Below are 16,067 nucleotides of genomic sequence, written 5' to 3' on the forward strand. Positions count from 1 at the left end.
CATTTATACGGTTTATATTATTTATACCGTATAAACCATTTATATCATTTAATTTTTTGGTGTTTAAACTCTTGCTATAAAGACCAGATGGCGCTCTGCATTTAGCCCTGGCACCTCAATTGCGCGTAGCGCTGTAACTTGCCATTCCGCTGGAAGTCGCTCGCGCTCGTCTGGTGGCGCTATGCCTTTCAAGGCGATGAACTGACCGCCCTCTTCCAGCACGTGGCCCGACCAGTTGACGAAGTCGGACAGGTCGGCAAAAGCGCGCGAAGTGATCACGTCGAATTTCTGCTGCACCTCCAGCTGTTCCACCCGTTTCGTGTACACGGTGACGTTGCTCAAACCCAGTTCGGCCTTCACTTGCGTCAAAAAAGCCGTCTTCTTATGCACCGTGTCGATCATCGACACCTTCACATCGGGCCGCGCGATGGCCAGCACCATGCCCGGCAAGCCGCCACCGGCGCCCACGTCGAGCACGTTTTTGGCGTCCGCGAACGCGGGCACGGCCGCCAGCGAATCGAGCACGTGCAAAGTCAGCATCTGCAGGGGGTCGCGCACCGACGTCAGGTTGTACACGCTATTCCATTTGGCCAGCAAGGCCAGGTAATCGAGCAATTTTTCCGTCTGATCCGCGCTCAGGTCGAGCCCCAGCGCGGCGATGCCTTCATTCAAAATGGGGGCCAGTGCGGCCCGGTCAAACTGCTTCATTCAACAACCTCGTCCTTTAAAGTGGTGGTCTGCGCGGCACCAAAACCGCGCTTTTTCAAATGCACCAGCAGCAGCGAAATCGCCGCTGGCGTCACGCCGGAAATGCGCGATGCCTGGCCCAGGGTTTCCGGGCGCTGCTTGTCGAGTTTTTGCCGCACTTCGACAGACAACGCGCCGATATCAAGGTAATTAAAACCGGCCGGCAAGGCTAGGTTTTCATAGTGTTCGTGGCGCTCGATTTCCTTGCTTTGACGCTCGATGTAACCCGCATACTTGAGCTGGATTTCCACCTGCTCGCGCACGGCGGAGTCCTCCACGCCGGGGCCGGCCAGGGCCTGGCCTTCCATGCCCGTCATGCTCATCAGCGTGTCGTAGGCCACGTTCGGGCGGCACAGCAAGTCCGCCAGCGAGTACTCGCGCTCGATGGCCTGGCCGACGATGCGTTCCGATTCGGCTGCCGCCAGGATGCGCGGATTGACCCAGGTGGAACGCAGGCGCTGCAGTTCCAGCGCCACCGCTTCGCGCTTGGTCTCGAACGCTTGCCATTGGGCGTCGCCCACGCAACCCAGGGTGCGGCCGATTTCGGTCAGGCGCATGTCGGCATTATCTTCGCGCAGGCTCAAGCGGTACTCGGCGCGGCTGGTGAACATGCGGTACGGTTCCTGCACGCCCTGGGTGATCAGATCGTCGACCAGCACGCCCAGATACGCTTCGGAGCGGCCCGGTACCCAGGCTTCCTTGTCCTGCGTCAGCAAGGCCGCATTCAGGCCCGCCAGCATGCCTTGCGCGGCTGCTTCCTCGTAGCCGGTGGTGCCGTTGATCTGGCCGGCGAAGAACAGGCCTGCCACGGCCTTCGTTTCCAGCGAGGCTTTCAAGCCGCGCGGGTCGAAATAGTCGTATTCGATGGCGTAACCGGGACGCAGAATGTGCGCGTTTTCCATGCCCTTCATCGATTGCACGAGGGCGATTTGCACATCGAACGGCAGGCTGGTGGAGATGCCGTTCGGATAGAACTCATGCGTCGTCAAGCCTTCCGGCTCGAGGAAGATCTGGTGTGATTCCTTGCCTGCGAAACGGTGGATCTTGTCTTCGATGGACGGGCAATAACGGGGGCCCACGCCCTCGATGACGCCCGTGTACATGGGGCTGCGGTCCAGGCCGGCGCGGATGATGTCGTGCGTCTGGCTATTCGTATGCGTGACCCAGCACGGCACCTGGCGCGGGTGCATGGCCGTGTTGCCCATCACCGAGAACACGGGCACGGGATCAAGGTCGCCCGGCTGTTCTTGCATCACGGAAAAGTCGATCGAGCGGCCATCGATGCGCGGCGGCGTGCCCGTTTTCAAGCGGCCCTGCGGCAGCTTCAATTCTTTTAAACGGGCGGACAGCGAGATGGCAGGCGGGTCGCCGGCGCGGCCGGCCGAGTAGCTGTTCAGGCCCACGTGGATCTTGCCGTCGAGGAAAGTCCCGGCCGTGAGTACGACAGCGCGCGCCAGAAACTTCAGGCCGATCTGCGTCACGGCGCCGACGACGCGGTCGCCTTCGACGATCAGATCATCGACCGCTTGCTGGAACAGCCATAAATTCGGCTGGTTTTCCAGGCGCGTACGGATGGCGGCTTTATAGAGAATGCGGTCGGCCTGGGCGCGCGTGGCGCGGACTGCCGGGCCTTTCGAAGAGTTCAGGATGCGGAACTGAATGCCGGACTCGTCGGTGGCGATCGCCATCGCGCCGCCCATGGCATCGACCTCCTTGACCAGATGGCCCTTGCCGATGCCACCGATGGAGGGATTGCACGACATCTGGCCCAGTGTCTCAATATTATGCGTGAGCAATAGCGTCTTCTGCCCCATACGGGCGGAAGCGAGGGCCGCCTCGGTACCGGCGTGACCACCACCGACAACGATGACGTCGAATTCTGTAGGAAATAACATGATAAATAGGTAACAGTGCAAGTAAAAATGCGGGAAGAGAGCTCCGATTATAGAGTCTTTTTGCGAGCGCAACCTTCCACGGGCCAATTTTTGCTTAATTTTTACTCAGCAGTGGCAAGGAAGTGGTGATTTCTGTTTCACGTGGAACACTCATGGGCTCGCGACGAGGCTGCGCTGGCCGCCAATGTTTGCTACAATTGCCGCGTCGTCAGCAACACCGTGGTCACGCCAGTGGCCATCGGGACGATCATTCAGGAGGACGGCCTCCCCCATCATGGGCACACACCGGGACGGCCCGCTCTGTATAAGGAGCCGCCATGGCCTGGATATTTTTACTGATTGCTGGCATGCTTGAAGTCGTATGGGCATACTCGATGAAACTCTCCGAGGGTTTCACCAAACTCACTCCCTCCGTGATTACCGTGGTCATGATGATCGCCAGCTTCGGCTTGCTGTCGCTTGCCATGCGCACCCTGCCCCTAGGCACGGCCTACACGATCTGGACCGGCATCGGTGCCGTCGGCGCCTTCATCGTCGGTATCGTCGCCCTCGGTGAACAACTGAATGCCATGCGCGTGTGCGCCGCCGTCCTCATCGTGTGCGGTATCGTGCTGATGAAACTGTCGTCCAGCCACTGAGAGGAATCCCCATGCTCCTCGAAAACTATTTTCCCGTCCTGCTGTTCATTCTGATCGGTATCCTGGTCGGCATCGTACCCATGCTGCTGGGGCGCGCGCTCGGTCCGCACAAACCCGATGCGCAAAAGCTGTCGCCGTACGAATGCGGCTTCGAGGCGTTCGGCGACGCGCGCATGAAGTTCGACATCCGCTTCTACCTGGTCGCCATCCTCTTCATCCTGTTCGATATCGAGGTGATCTTCCTGATGCCGTGGGCGGCCAACGTCAACGCGCTGGGTTTGCACGGTTTCTGGGCCGTCATGGGTTTCCTGAGCCTACTGACCATCGGCCTGGCCTATGAATGGAAACGCGGCGCGCTGGAGTGGGAGTAGTCCCGGCTTCTGATTCCACGTGAAACACGCGCGGGGCTGGAAAGCGGAGTAAGCTTGGGCTTCTGTCCTTACCGTCAGGAGTCTGCATGTCCGCCTTCCAGTTCCGCACCGTGCCGCATCTGATCGTTCAACCGGGCGCCGCCGCCCAGCTGGGCGCGCACATCGCCCATCACTTTCCCGCCGTACGCCGCGCCCTGCTCGTCACCGACGCGGGATTTCTGCGTACAGGACTCGCAGATGATCCGCTGCACAGCTTGCGAACGGCGGGGATAGAAGCGCATGTCTTTTCCGACGTGCAAGCCGATCCGCCCGAAGCCATCGTACTTGCCGGCGTGGCCCAGGCCCAGATGTTTCACGTGGAACTGATTATCGGCCTCGGTGGCGGTAGCTCGCTGGATGTGGCCAAGCTGATCGCCGTGCTGGCGCCAGGCCACCAAGAACTGGCGCAACTGTATGGCATCGGCAATGTCCACGGCCAGCGCCTGCCTCTGGTGCAATTGCCGACCACGGCCGGCACCGGTTCGGAAGTCACGCATATCGCCATCGTCACCACAGGCGCCACCAGCAAGATGGGCGTGGTGGCACCGCAACTGTATGCGGACCTGGCCATCCTCGACGCCAACCTGACCCTGGGCTTACCTCCTGCCGTGACGGCCGCCACCGGCATCGACGCCATGGTACATGCGATCGAAGCGTACACCAGCCGTCTGCTGAAGAATCCTTTATCCGACATGCTGGCCACCCAAGCGCTGTCGCTGCTCTCCCGCAACCTGATCACCGCCTGCCGCGATGGCAGCAATTTGCCGGCGCGGCAAGCAATGTTGCTGGGCGCCATGCTGGCCGGCCAGGCGTTTGCAAATGCGCCCGTGGCCGCCGTGCATGCGCTGGCCTATCCCATCGGTGGACTGTTCCACGTGCCACATGGCCTGTCGAATGCGCTGGTGCTGCCGCACGTGCTGCGTTTCAATCTGTCCCACGCTGCGCCGCTGTATGCGCAACTGGCGGCCGTCGTGCAGCCCGGCATCACGGGCAGCGAGGAAGCGCGGGCCGAGGCCCTGATCGACGCCATGCAGGCGCTGGCGCGCGCCACCGGCATCGCGTGCACCCTGCGCGAGGTGGGTATCGCGGCCAGCGACCTGAACCGGCTGGCCGATGAAGCCATGCTGCAGACGCGCTTGCTGGGCAACAATCCGCGCGTCGTCACACGCGAGGATGCCCGCGTCATCTATGCGGCCGCGCTATAAGCGTTCAAAAAAAAGCCACGTACACGACGTGGCTCTCGCGCGACATGCAAGCTGATGCTAGTTGGGCACATCCACAACCGTCCCCGTGACACTGATCGCATTGCCCGCCGCTGGCGTTGCCGCTATCGCCGGCACGTTGAGATTCGTGATCAAGGTCGACGCATCGGCGCGCGTCACCGTGCGCACCACCTGCGATGGCGGCAGGGCCTGCTTGGCAGACAAATGCGCATACATCGCGTCGAGTGCCCGGTTCAGATACACATGCAAGGGCACGATCAGGGTCGGCAAGGCGCTGCTGAAGGAATCGAAGTGGTTGGCGTTGCTCACCTCGATATAGCGCAACTTGCTGTTGGCCCCCTCCACCGCAGCGTTCAGCCCCAGGTAAGCGCGCGAAGCGTGATTGACGGGAATCAGGGTATCGCTGCGGCCGTGCACGATAATGGCCGGCTTGCCATTCAATTTACCGTTGGCCGCCACCTCGGCCATGCCCGCACGCACGCGCACGCTTTGTGTGGCCAGACTGCCCTGCAAGCTGGCGCCACTGACGGCATCCTTGCCCGTCGCCAGGCTGCGCAGGCACAGGAAGCCATCGAGCGACTGGTCCGCCAAGCTGTTTGACGGCGACACGCCGGCCGTGTAGACCCTGGCACCGCCCACACTGTTCTCGTACACGACACTGCCGAGGATGCCGCTTTGCGCGGCAAAACTGACCGCCTTTTGCGCCGTGGTAAACGGGATAGGATTGCCGCTGCCGTCCGTCTGCGCAAACGTGAAACCGCATACCTTGTCCATCACGGAAAACTTGCCGTAGGCATAGGCATACGTGACGGCCACCAGGATGTTCGTGCCCGCGTGCGCGGCCTGCAGCGGATCGGCATCGACCAGCCAGCCATACGCCCGCAAGCGCTGCTTCGCGTCCGCCTGCTGCGCCGTCAGGTCGGCGCCATTCAACAAGCCCTTGGCCACCAGCGCCGTGCAGCGTCCCGCAATGCCCGCCACGGAAGCGATGCACGGCTGATACAGCGCCGCATAGGTGGCGTAGTCGAACAGGGCGCGCCCCGGATTGGCCACCACTACCCCGCCCTGGCGCACGCTGTAGGCACCCGACGCTGCCGGCTGGACCTGCGGCTCGCTGGCGGCCACGCCGCTGATCAAGCCCTTGCTATCCTGTTCCGCCGCCAGCAAGGCCGAGCCAGCCCCGTTGGAAATGCTCGAGGCTATCGTGATGGTGTTCTCCGGCGTCAGCCGAACGATGCGCGAACTGCCATCGCGGGCCAGCACGCCGTAGCGTTCGTTCAAGACGAAATAGGCCATCTCGACCGCCTGCAAAGTGACCTTGCCCCAATCCTTTTCCGGGTTCTGCTGTGAATGCGCATGCTTGAAGGCGATACGGTTTGGATTGGCAGCGGCCCAGGCCAGCCGGTCGGCGTCGCTCAAGTCCGGCGCGAAGAGCGCGTTCTTGCCAGCGGCCACTCTTCCCGCCCGTAGTCCGTTCTGCAGGTTGACGCTATCATCTTCAAACACATACAGGCCCGTGCCGGAGCCCTTGTCGGCGTACGCCACGGCGCAGCCTTTCTTCAAGCCCCACTCACCGGAGCTGCCGATAGCGCCGTAGATGCCGCGCGAACCGCTGGACGTGCCCGTGATGATGCAGGCATGCTCGGGGTCGAAACTGGCCGGCACCTGCACCATCAAGGTGACATTCTTCTTGCCCGTGCCATCGTCGGCATAGGCGATGTATTCACTGCCGGCGACCAGGCCCTCGCCCGTGCCCACGTTACCGCCGGCATCGACATTCGGTCCGTACAAAGTGCCGTAGCCGCTGTTGGCGGCAATGTCGAGCACGGCGCGGTAGTTGGCGTAGATGGCATTGCGGCGCAGTTCGAGCGGCGTCGGCTGTTCCACGTTCGCATACGCGGGCGCGGCGCCCGCCAGCCCGGTCTTGCCCAGGCCGGCCGTGAGCAAATCATTCGTCTTGCCATCGTAGTCGGCGCGCGTGATGGTACCCAGGTAGCCGGGCATCTGGTTCAGTTCTTCCGGTGCATGGTTGCTGCCGCAGGCTGCCAACGCCAGCAAGGTGCACAGGCTCATGCCAGTAGTGCCCGCGCGCGTGATCGTCATTTGCATGGTGGTTCTCTCCGTTGAGGTAACAGTGGACGCACAATGAAAAACGCCGGACGAATCGTCCGGCGTTGCTTGAAAATCAGACAGCGGCTTTGGCAGCCCTACCGCCGAAGCGCGCGATGGCTTCGCCGACAATGCCGCGCCGGAACAGCAGCACGCAGATGACGAAAATCACACCCGTTACCATGCCCACCGATTCGCCCAGGGTGCCGAACCACTCGATGCCCGTGTGCGTGGCCAGATAGGTGCCAACATCGCCCAGCTTGTTTTCCAGCGCGATGATCAACACGGCGCCAAGGATGGGACCGGACAACGTGCCCATGCCGCCCACCAAGGTCATCAGCACGACCAGACCTGACATGCCCCAGTACACATCGGTCAGGGTTTCAAAGCCCAGCACCAGGGTCTTGGTGGCACCGGCCAGGGCGGCCAGCGAAGCGGACAGCACGATGGCCATCAGCTTGTACTTGTTGACGTCGTAGCCCAGCGAGATGGCGCGCGGTTCGTTTTCCTTGATCGCCTTGAGTACTTGGCCGAACGGCGAGTGGATAGTGCGCACGATCAAGGCAAAGCCGGCGATGAAGATGGCCAGCACGAAGTAATACAGTACGGTGTCATTGCCCAGGTCTATCATACCCAGCAAGGTTCCACGTGGAACACCCTGCAAGCCATCCTCGCCGCCCGTGAACGGTAGGCGCAAGGCCAGGAAGTACACCATCTGCGCCAGCGCCAGGGTGATCATCGTAAAGTAAATGCCCTGGCGGCGGATCGCCAGGCCACCGATCACCAGGCCCAGCAAGGCGCCGGTGGCGACGCCGGCCAGCAGACCCAATTCCGTTGGCCAGCCCCAGGTGCGCAGCGCATAGCCGGTGACATAGCCGGCGCCGCCGAAGAAGGCTGCATGGCCGAACGACAGCAAGCCGGTGTAGCCGATCAGCAAGTTAAAGGCGCAGGCAAACAGGGCAAAGCACAGCAACTTCATCAGGAAGACGGGATAGCCGTAAAACGGGGCCGCCAACGCCAGCAGCAAGGCAATGGCGTAGCCTACATTCTTATTCATCGTGGTAGCTCCAATACATGACTGATGAGGATTACTTTTCTTTTCCGAACAGGCCGGCGGGACGCAGCAACAGCACGATGACCATCACCACGAAGACCACGGTGGCCGAGCCTTCCGGGTAAAACACGCGGGTCAGGCCCTCGATCACGCCCAGGCCCAGGCCTGTCAGGATGGAACCCATGATGGAACCCATTCCGCCGATCACCACGACGGCAAACACGACGATGATCAGGTTCGAGCCCATCAGCGGCGAAACCTGGATGATCGGTGCCGCCAGCACGCCGGCAAAACCGGCCAGTGCCACGCCGAAGCCGAACGTCAGGGTGACCATCAGCGGTACGTTGATGCCGAACGCTTCCACCAGTTTCGGGTTTTCCGTGCCCGCCCGCAGGTAAGCCCCTAATTTGGTTTTTTCGATGACGAACCAGGTGGCCAGGCATACGGAGAGCGAGGCGATCACCACCCAGGCGCGGTAGTTCGGCAAGATCATGAAACCCAGGTCCGTCGCGCCGGCCAGCGCTTCAGGCACGGCATACGGCTGGCCCGAGACGCCATAGAAGGAGCGAAACACGCCTTCCATGATCAGGGTGATGCCAAAGGTCAGCAACAAGCCATACAGATGGTCAAGCTTGTACAACCAGCGCAACATGGTCTTTTCGATCAGGATGCCGACCAGGCCGACGAGGATCGGGGCGATGACCAGCATGGCCCAGTAATTGATGTCGAAATAGCTGAGACCCATCCAGGCCAGGAAGGCGCCCATCATGTACATGGCGCCGTGCGAGAAATTAATGACATTGAGCAAGCCGAAGATGACGGCCAGACCGAGGGACAACATGGCATAGAACGAGCCGTTGACGAGACCCAGCAGCAGCTGGCTCATCATCGCTTGTATTGGAACGCCGAAAATTTCCATGGCATCACAGTATAAAAAGCACCGCCAGAGGACGGTGTGGTATCAAGGGAAACACGCCACCGCAGACTGGCGCGGCGGCGCAAGGCGAACCCTGCGAGCGAAGAGCATGCAGGACAGACCACCCGCGCACAGGCGGGCGATCCGCTGGAGGTATGGCTACAGCGTTACTTCCACAACGAACACTTCGATTCGGCCTTGGTCACATACGCTTGCGCACCGGGCACGGTGGCGACCACCTTGTAGTAATCCCATGGGTATTTCGACTCGGATGGCTTCTTGACTTCCATCAAATACATATCGTGCACCATGCGGCCATCGGGGCGCACTTCGCCATTCTGCGTAAACATGTCGTTGATCTTGGTCTTTTTCAGGTAGGCCATGACTTTCTCGGTGTCATCCGTTCCCAACGCCTTGACGGCTTTCAGGTAGGTCGCCGCAGCCGAATAGTCGGCCGCCTGCAGCATCGACGGCTCTTTCTTCATCTTGGCAAAATAGCGTTTCGACCAGGCGCGCGTATCCGCATTCAAGTCCCAGTACCAGCCATCCGTCAGGTACATGCCTTGCGTCAGGTTCAAGCCCAGGGAATGGATGTCATTGATGAAGATCAGCAAGCCGGCCAGTTTCATCGATTTCGTCAAGCCGAACTCGTTGGCCGCCTTGATGCTGTTGATGGCATCGCCGCCGGCATTCGCCAAACCCAGGATTTGCGGCTTGGCTGCTTGCGCCTGCAGCAGGAAGGATGAGAAATCCGAAGCGCCCAGCGGATGCTTGACGCTGCCCAGCACCTTGCCGCCGGCCGCTTTGACGACCTCGGCCGTGTCTTTTTCCAGCGAATGTCCAAACGCGTAATCGGCCGTCATGAAATACCAGCTCTTGCCGCCCTGCTTGACAATGGTGCCGCCCGTACCGCGCGCCAGCGCCACCGTGTCGTAGGCGTAATGCACGGTGTAGGGCGTGCATTCTTCATTTGTCAGGCGCGAAGAACCGGCGCCGATGGCGATGAAAATCTTCTTCTTTTCCGCCGCGACCTTGGCCATGGCCAGGCTGGCGCCGGAATTGGTGCCGCCAATCAGCATGTCGACGCCCTGCTGGTCGAACCATTCGCGCGCCTTCGAAGCGGCAATGTCAGCCTTGTTTTGATGGTCGGCAGAAATGAATTCCACCTTTTTGCCGGCCAGTACCACGCCGGCATCGGCGATCGCCATCTTGATGGCTTCCGCGCCGCCGAGGCCGTCGACGTCGGAATACACGCCCGACATGTCGGAAATAAAACCGATCTTGATGGTGTCGCCCGATACCTGGGCGTGCGCGGTAGCGGAAAAGCCCAGTGCAGACAAGGTACACAGAGTGGCGGTGGCAATGGCGATAGCGTTACGTTTCATAGTGTCTCCGTTGGGATTATTGTTTGCTATTCAGTCGATTGCTGGACGATGACGCGTACTACATGATGACTAGACGCCAAGCAGCTCGGTCAATACCGGCATCTTGGCCTCCAGTTCGGATGCAGCAAAAGTCTCGACGATCTGACCGTGCTCCATCACATAAAACCGGTCCGCCAGCGGTGCGGCAAACCGGAAATTCTGTTCCACCATGACGATGGTGTAGCCCTTCGCTTTCAAGGTGGTAATCATGCGCGCCAGGCCTTGCACGATGACGGGCGCCAGGCCTTCGGATATTTCATCGAGCAGCAGCAGGCGCGCGCCAGTGCGCAGGATGCGCGCCACGGCCAGCATCTGCTGTTCCCCGCCCGACAGGCGCGTGCCCTGGCTGTGGCGGCGTTCCTGCAAATTCGGGAACATGGCGTAGATTTCCTCCACCGACATGCCCTTCTCGCCGCTGGCCAGGGTCGGCGGCAGCATCAGGTTTTCCTCGGTCGACAGCGATGAAAAAATGCCGCGCTCTTCGGGACAATAGCCGATGCCCAGGTGGGCGATTTTGTGCGTGGCCAAACCTATCGCTTCGATGCCATTGACTTTGATGGAACCCGTGCGTGCGCCCGTCAAACCCATGATGGCGCGCAAGGTGGTCGTGCGGCCGGCGCCGTTGCGGCCCAGCAACGTCACCACTTCGCCCTGCTCCACTTTCAGATTCACGTCGTGCAGGATGTGCGATTCGCCATACCAGGTGTGCAATTGCGTAATTTCCAGCGCCGGCGCCTTGTTCGATTGCGTCGTCATCAATGCGCCCCTTCCAGTTCGGCGTGGGTAGTGCCCATGTACGCTTCCATCACGTGCGGATTGCGCGACACTTCCGCATAACTGCCTTCAGCCAGCATGGCGCCGCGCTGCAGGACAGAAATCTTGTCGCAGATGCCCGAGACCACGCTCATATTGTGTTCCACCATCAAAATCGTGCGGCCGGCCGAGACTTTTTTGATCAACTCGGTGACGCGGTGCACGTCTTCGTGGCCCATGCCCTGCGTCGGTTCATCAAGCAGCATCATTTCCGGTTCCATCGCCAGGGTGGTGGCAATTTCCAGCGCCCGCTTGCGCCCGTAGGGCATGTCAACCGTGATGGTGTCGGCAAACTCCGTCAGGTCGACTTCGGCCAGCAAGGCCATGGCGCGGTCATTGAGCTGATTCAGGGAACGTTCGCTTTGCCAGAAATGAAACGAGGTACCCAGCTGCCGCTGCAAGCCGATGCGCACATTTTGCAGCACGGACAAATGCGGGAAGACGGCGGAAATCTGGAAGGAACGGATCACGCCCATGCGCGCGATCTGCGCCGGCTTGGCGGCCGTGATATCTTTCCCATTGAACAGGATCTGTCCGGAAGTGGGGACCAGGAATTTGGTGAGCAAGTTGAAACACGTGGTCTTGCCGGCGCCGTTCGGACCGATCAAGGCGTGGATATGGCCCCGCTCTACCTGCAGGTTCACCTCGCTCACTGCGGTGAAACCCTTGAATTCCTTGGTCAAATTTCTTGTTTCCAAGATTACGTTTGACATCGTGTCTCCTAGTTGTACTTTTTGTACTACTTAGTCATTTTTATAATACACAACTTAAATTTAACGCACAATACAGTATAACTACGGGGATTTTTCGCCAGCCCGAATGGCGCAAACCCGCGCTTTTACACGGTCATTTCCAGGCCGCGTGTATCATTTGCGCCGCTTTTTCCGCGATCATCACCGTCGGCGAGTTCGTATTACCAGAAGTAATGTACGGCATGATGGAGGCATCGACAACGCGCAAGCCGGCCACACCGATCACGCGCAGCGCGCTGTCGACGACGCTCGATGCCTCGCTGGCCAGGCCCATGCGACAGGTGCCCACCGGGTGAAAGATGGTGGTGCCGATCTGGCTGGCCGCCTGCGCCAGTTCTTCCTGGCTCTGGAATTGCACCCCGGGCTTATATTCCTGCGGCGCAAACTGTTTCAAGGCCGGTGCGGCAGCGATGGCACGCGTCAGGCGCAAGGCGTCGGCCGCAACGGCGCGGTCTTCCTGCGTACTGAGATAGTTAGGAACGATGTTCGGCGCCACATAGGTGTCGGCCGACGCGATGTGCACATGGCCGCGCGAGGTAGGGCGCAAATTGCACACGCTGGCCGTAAACGCAGGAAACGCATGCAGCGGTGCGCCAAATTTATCCAGCGACAGCGGCTGCACGTGGTATTGCAGGTTCGGCGTGGCTTGCTGCGGATTGGACTTGGCAAACGCGCCCAGCTGCGATGGCGCCATCGACATGGGCCCGCTCTGGAACAGCGCATATTGCAAGCCGATCTGCATCTTGCCGACGATATTGCTGGCCATCACGTTCAGGGTTTTCACGCCCTGTACTTTAAAGACCATGCGCAGCTGCAGGTGGTCTTGCAGGTTGCCACCCACGCCAGAAGAGTCCAACACGGGAACAATCCCATGCTGCTGCAGTAAGGCGGCCGGGCCGATACCGGACAATTGCAGCAATTGCGGCGAACCGATGGCGCCCGCCGTCAGTAAAGTTTCCCGTTTGGCCGTCGCCTGCCACTGCGTGCCGCCGCCCGTAAATACGATGCCCGTGCAGCGCGGTCCCGACTCCGTCGTTTCCAGCAACAGACGTTCCACGTGGCAACCCGTCATGATGGTCAGATTCGGGCGGCGCGCAGCCGGTTTCAAGAACGCCTTCGAGGTATTCCAGCGAATGCCGCGGCGCTGGTTGACGTCGAAATACGCGCTGCCGCTATTGTCGCCGCCATTGAAATCGCTGGTTTTCGGGATGCCGACCTGCTGCGCGGCGTCGCGGAACGCATTCAAAATATCCCACGACAAGCGCTGTTTTTCCACGCGCCATTCACCGCCCACGCCATGATTTTCCGAGGCGCCGCCGTAGTAATCCTCGCTTTGTTTGAATAGCGGCAAGACTTTGTCCCAGCGCCAGGATGCGTCGTCCGTCAGGTCGGCCCAGTGGTCGTAATCGCCGGCCTGGCCCCGCATATAAATCATGCCGTTGATGGAAGAGCTACCGCCCAGGACTTTTCCGCGCGGATACATCAGGCTGCGCCCGCCCAGTCCCGCGTCCGCCTGCGTGGAATACAGCCAGTCCGTGCGGGGATTGCCGATGCAATGCAGATAGCCGACGGGGATATGGATCCACACGTAATCGTCTTTGCCGCCCGCTTCCACGAGCAAAACGTTGGCGTCCTTGTCGCGTGTGAGCCGGTTGGCCAGCACGCAACCTGCCGTGCCGCCACCCACGATGATGTAGTCGTATTCGCCTGCCGATTCCAATGAAGCTCCTTTCGGTATGCCATCAAGCTGTCGCGCGGCGTGTCTCCCCACCGCGTTCCGCTACCAGAGTCTGTCTTTTTTCATGCATGCATGGCTGTTGAGCCGCCTTGAGATTACCACCAGTGCCGGGCCAGGGCGACATTAATCGTGACCGGCGATACGGGCAAAGGTCAAAAAGAACATAAAAACAGGGGCTGCAAGCTGTGGATAACCGTATGGATATCCACAGGGACGATATGTGTGTAAACGAAAAATTTTTTCAGCGACTTTTTTTTGTCCAGAAACCGTCCCGGGCAGATACAACGCTTACTCAGCGCTTATCCGTACGCCAAGCGATTGTTTACATGGATAAATCAAGACTTATCCACAGAAGATGCCCCTGTTAACTACTATTACTATTCTTGTATACGAACTTATTAAGGTAAACCCGATGACGCGCGTTTTGCCTGCCCTTCACCATCGAGAAGGTTCGCAAACCTCACTTCAAAAAAAAGCCGACAAACTGCTGACAAAAAAAAATGGAGCCAACAACTGAGCGACGAAAACCGGCACGGCCGGCATCACGCACACAACACTGCCAAACCGTTGTGCAAAATGGAAACGTTAACAAACCTGATCAGGCACTGGGCCAGCAAGCGGTTCTATGTCGAAAAGAAGGGAAATTTGAATCGATTGTGGATAAGTCACTTGATATCCACAGGATGACTTGTGAGTAAACACGAAGTTGTGCGCAGGCCCGCATTTTATACAATTTTGCTCCTCGCGTGATACAACGATTATGCACGCTTTATTTTGCGCGTAAACGGTTGATCCTGTTGAAAAAAAGTGACTTATCCACAGAAAAAACCGCGTTTACTATTACTACTATTTTTATATATAGATCTATTGTAAACCGATAAAAAAAGCGGAAGTCCGGGGATATTTCTAAAAAGCAAGCAAGAAGCGTCAAAAAAAAAACCAACGGCGACAGCCAGATCCACTGCCAAACCGTCTTCAAAGAATCACCTGGATGCCAGCGTTCCTGAAAGAACACCGCTCGGGGTCACTCAAGGTTGATTCACAGACAAGCATCAGTGCAGACGAAGCACGTCAAACATGCCACAACAGCAAGAAAAACCATGATTTTTGCTTGCAGGTGTGGATAAGTGCCTGCATATCCACAGGATGAGATGTGGGAAAAGTCGATCTTTGTCCACAACTCAATTTTTATCCCAAACAAGTCCTGTCTCGATACAATGCTTGTGCGCCTACTTTTTTACGCGCTAAGTCGATGATTTTTCGATGGTATACCGACTTATCCACAAAAAATTGGGCGTTTACTATTACTACTATTTTTATGTATACATCTTTATTTAAAACACAGAGACAAACGCGCACAGTGGAAAAGTCACCGAAACGGCTGTGTTCACCATATAAACCGTTCTGCAATCCCCGAAACCGGTAAGAACAGCATGAATTCACATAAAAAAATGCGTTTAGGCATCATCAGTGCCTTGCACGAAGAACAGCAGGGGCTGGTAGAAGCCATGCAAGGCCCCCAGAAGCGTTTGCACGGCATGCGCGACTACACCCTGGGAACCCTATGGAATATCGACGCTGTGTGCGTCCTGTCGCGTCTGGGCAAGGTTGCCGCTGCCATGACAGCTTCCATCCTTGTGGAAAAGTACGGAGTTACCCACATCGTTTTCACCGGCGTGGCCGGCAGTGGGGATAACAACGTGAAAGTGGGCGATATCGTGGTGGCGGAAGCATTGCTGCAGCACGATATGGATGCCCGACCTTTGTTTCCCCGCTTCGAAGTGCCGCTGACGGGCTTGCAGCGCTTCGCCACGGATCTGGAGTTGAGTGCGCAACTGGCCGGTGCGGCAGAAGATTTCCTGCGCGATGAGCTTGCCAAGGTATTACAAGACAAGGATATTCAAGAGTTTGCGCTGCAACAGGCGCAAGTCCACCGCGGCCTGATCGCCAGCGGCGACCAGTTCATCAGCAGCGCCGTGCGTGTGAACCAGCTGAAAGCGGATATCCCCGACTTGCTGGCCGTCGAAATGGAAGGCGCCGCCGTGGCGCAAGTGTGTTTTGAACTGGGCGTGCCGTTTACTGTCATGCGCACCATTTCCGACAACGCCAACGAAGAAGCGGCCGTCGACTTCATGCGTTTTGTGCAAACCGTCGCCTCGCCGTATGCGTTGACGGTGATTCAGCAGCTATGCCAGCGTTTGGCTGGCTGATCCTTGAACTGACGGTGCATAAAAAAAGGTTCTTCGCGTTTGGTGGGGGAAGATGGACTTGACGTTTTTGCTGGAAGGGGGTGGCAGCGAGGGTTTTGAATTGGTAAATTGATGTCGCCAAACAAAACAATTACCTTA

General features: G+C 58.9%; 13 protein-coding genes. 4 read left to right on the forward strand and 9 right to left on the reverse strand.

All coding sequences use genetic code 11. The features are described 5' to 3' along the window. Positions 1–63: 63 nt before the first annotated feature. Together rsmG and mnmG are read right to left on the reverse strand one after the other, a co-directional pair. Complete coding sequence (rsmG, locus tag ACP7DE_RS19470) at positions 64–708, reverse strand: 16S rRNA (guanine(527)-N(7))-methyltransferase RsmG (RefSeq protein WP_426073611.1); 645 nt, start codon at positions 706–708, stop codon at positions 64–66. Continuing rightward, positions 705–2,642 carry a tRNA uridine-5-carboxymethylaminomethyl(34) synthesis enzyme MnmG gene (gene mnmG / locus ACP7DE_RS19475; RefSeq protein WP_426073612.1) on the reverse strand — a complete coding sequence of 646 codons (1,938 nt, stop codon included), beginning with the start codon at positions 2,640–2,642 and terminating at the stop codon, positions 705–707. Before mnmG ends, rsmG begins: the two co-directional genes overlap by 4 nt. 317 nt (positions 2,643–2,959) lie before the next feature. Between mnmG and sugE the strand changes: the two genes are divergently transcribed. From sugE to ACP7DE_RS19490, 3 genes are all read left to right on the forward strand, one after another. Continuing rightward, positions 2,960–3,280 (forward strand): quaternary ammonium compound efflux SMR transporter SugE, encoded by a 321-nt coding sequence (sugE, locus tag ACP7DE_RS19480; RefSeq protein ID WP_426073613.1) that lies wholly within the window; start codon positions 2,960–2,962, stop codon positions 3,278–3,280. A gap of 11 nt (positions 3,281–3,291) precedes the next feature. Beyond that, the gene (locus ACP7DE_RS19485; RefSeq protein WP_426073614.1) at positions 3,292–3,651 is read left to right on the forward strand and encodes an NADH-quinone oxidoreductase subunit A; all 360 of its coding nucleotides are present in this window, start codon (positions 3,292–3,294) and stop codon (positions 3,649–3,651) included. An 86-nt stretch (positions 3,652–3,737) separates the two neighbouring features. Continuing rightward, on the forward strand, positions 3,738–4,895 hold the full coding sequence (locus ACP7DE_RS19490) for an iron-containing alcohol dehydrogenase (protein WP_426073615.1): 1,158 nt from the start codon (positions 3,738–3,740) through the stop codon (positions 4,893–4,895). A gap of 57 nt (positions 4,896–4,952) precedes the next feature. On the opposite strand, the gene ACP7DE_RS19495 is transcribed toward ACP7DE_RS19490, so the two are convergent. From ACP7DE_RS19495 to ACP7DE_RS19525, 7 genes are all read right to left on the reverse strand, one after another. Then, entirely contained in the window at positions 4,953–7,016 is a 2,064-nt protein-coding gene (locus ACP7DE_RS19495) for a 3-hydroxybutyrate oligomer hydrolase family protein (RefSeq protein WP_426073630.1), read from the reverse strand. A gap of 82 nt (positions 7,017–7,098) precedes the next feature. Further along, the gene (locus tag ACP7DE_RS19500; protein WP_426073616.1) at positions 7,099–8,079 is read right to left on the reverse strand and encodes a branched-chain amino acid ABC transporter permease; all 981 of its coding nucleotides are present in this window, start codon (positions 8,077–8,079) and stop codon (positions 7,099–7,101) included. 31 nt (positions 8,080–8,110) lie between these two features. Continuing rightward, positions 8,111–8,995 carry a branched-chain amino acid ABC transporter permease gene (locus tag ACP7DE_RS19505; RefSeq protein ID WP_034752662.1) on the reverse strand — a complete coding sequence of 295 codons (885 nt, stop codon included), beginning with the start codon at positions 8,993–8,995 and terminating at the stop codon, positions 8,111–8,113. Between the two features lie 164 nt (positions 8,996–9,159). Continuing rightward, on the reverse strand, positions 9,160–10,377 hold the full coding sequence (locus ACP7DE_RS19510) for an ABC transporter substrate-binding protein (protein WP_426073617.1): 1,218 nt from the start codon (positions 10,375–10,377) through the stop codon (positions 9,160–9,162). A gap of 69 nt (positions 10,378–10,446) precedes the next feature. Continuing rightward, positions 10,447–11,172 (reverse strand): ABC transporter ATP-binding protein, encoded by a 726-nt coding sequence (locus tag ACP7DE_RS19515; protein WP_426073618.1) that lies wholly within the window; start codon positions 11,170–11,172, stop codon positions 10,447–10,449. Next, complete coding sequence (locus tag ACP7DE_RS19520; protein ID WP_426073619.1) at positions 11,172–11,942, reverse strand: ABC transporter ATP-binding protein; 771 nt, start codon at positions 11,940–11,942, stop codon at positions 11,172–11,174. Before ACP7DE_RS19520 ends, ACP7DE_RS19515 begins: the two co-directional genes overlap by 1 nt. A gap of 133 nt (positions 11,943–12,075) precedes the next feature. Next, positions 12,076–13,701: a GMC family oxidoreductase gene (locus tag ACP7DE_RS19525; protein ID WP_426073620.1), complete on the reverse strand. Its 1,626-nt coding sequence runs from the start codon at positions 13,699–13,701 to the stop codon at positions 12,076–12,078. Positions 13,702–15,152: 1,451 nt separating this feature from the next. On the opposite strand from ACP7DE_RS19525, the gene ACP7DE_RS19530 reads away from it, so the two are divergent. After that, the gene (locus ACP7DE_RS19530; RefSeq protein WP_426073621.1) at positions 15,153–15,929 is read left to right on the forward strand and encodes a 5'-methylthioadenosine/adenosylhomocysteine nucleosidase; all 777 of its coding nucleotides are present in this window, start codon (positions 15,153–15,155) and stop codon (positions 15,927–15,929) included. Positions 15,930–16,067: the final 138 nt, after the last annotated feature.

The organism is Janthinobacterium sp. DSP2-3-3, from assembly GCF_049897325.1.
GTDB lineage: Bacteria > Pseudomonadota > Gammaproteobacteria > Burkholderiales > Burkholderiaceae_D > Janthinobacterium.